This window comes from Shewanella benthica KT99 (assembly GCF_000172075.1).
Classification (GTDB): Bacteria; Pseudomonadota; Gammaproteobacteria; order Enterobacterales; family Shewanellaceae; genus Shewanella; species Shewanella benthica_A.
Genome location: NZ_ABIC01000109.1, coordinates 1 through 1,087, shown reverse-complemented (window position 1 = coordinate 1,087; position 1,087 = coordinate 1). Strand labels below are relative to the sequence as shown.

The following is a 1,087-nucleotide window of genomic DNA, read 5'->3' as shown; positions in this document are numbered from 1 at the left end:
CAGATACACGGGCAATAGTGTCATGCCGAGGATACTGCTTAAAGACGATACTGACGAAGCCATCAAGCTTAGATGTCCAAAGTTTCAATGTCTTCCCATCCTTCAGAGCTGACATAACCGCACTTATAGCGAGTAAAATAATATCTAATAAGTTATGTTTTTACAACGCTCAATACGGGGATCCGCAATCGAATCAAAATGTTTTAAAAAGGTCGCAGTCATTAACATCACCAAAAAAGAGTATTTGGTGATCTGATCGCTACTTGAGCATAAAGTTCAATTTATAATGATCTTGCCGTGCATCAGATGGCCTACTGGTTTTATTTGTCCTAGGTGCAGTTGTGAGCATAGTTATCAGCTCACTACTCGTGATGTCTATGAATGTAGTCAGTGTCATAAACAAACATCTGTCACCGCAGATACTGTATTCCATGGTAGCCGTATTCCCTTAGCGAAGTGGTTTTGGGCCATCTACTTTCTCGGCTCAGATAAAGGCAGCATTTCAGCATTGAGACTCAGTAAACTCATAGAGGTTAATTGGCGAACGGCACGCTTAATATTGAGCAAGTTGAGAACGGCAATGGGTCATAGAGACAGTCTATATAGGCTTTCAGGTCTCATTGAAATGGATGATGCCTTCGTTGGGGGAAAGAGAAAAGGTAAACGCGGACGTGGAGCCGCAGGGTAAACGCCTGTGTTAATTGCTGTTGAAAGCAAAGTGAAACGCGCGGGATTTATCGCTATGCAGGCCGTCGACAGTGTTTGTCATGAAGCCGTTAACGATTTTGTTGCTAGGCACTTAAATGCACAGCAAGAAGTTCATACTGACGGACTAGCCGCTTTGAATATCATAGATAACACTCAACAGCATGAAGCTAGGGTTACACCGAGTGAGTTGGTCGATGAATGGTTGCCTTGGGTTCATATTGCAATAGGTAACTTAAAAGCCTTTTTACTCGGCACATTTCATGGAGTTTCGGGAAAATACCTTCACGAATACCTTAGTGAGTTCTGTTATCGGTTTAACCGAAGAAAAATGGAAAAAGAAATCCCTAATAGGCGGTTAAATCTGGCAATAATCATGCGC

Annotated in this window: 1 pseudogene; it reads left to right on the top strand. The window is 42.3% G+C overall.

The window, feature by feature from the left end:
• Positions 1–301: 301 nt before the first annotated feature.
• Positions 302–1,087: pseudogene (locus tag KT99_RS19765) on the top strand (IS1595-like element ISSbe2 family transposase); the annotation flags it as partial.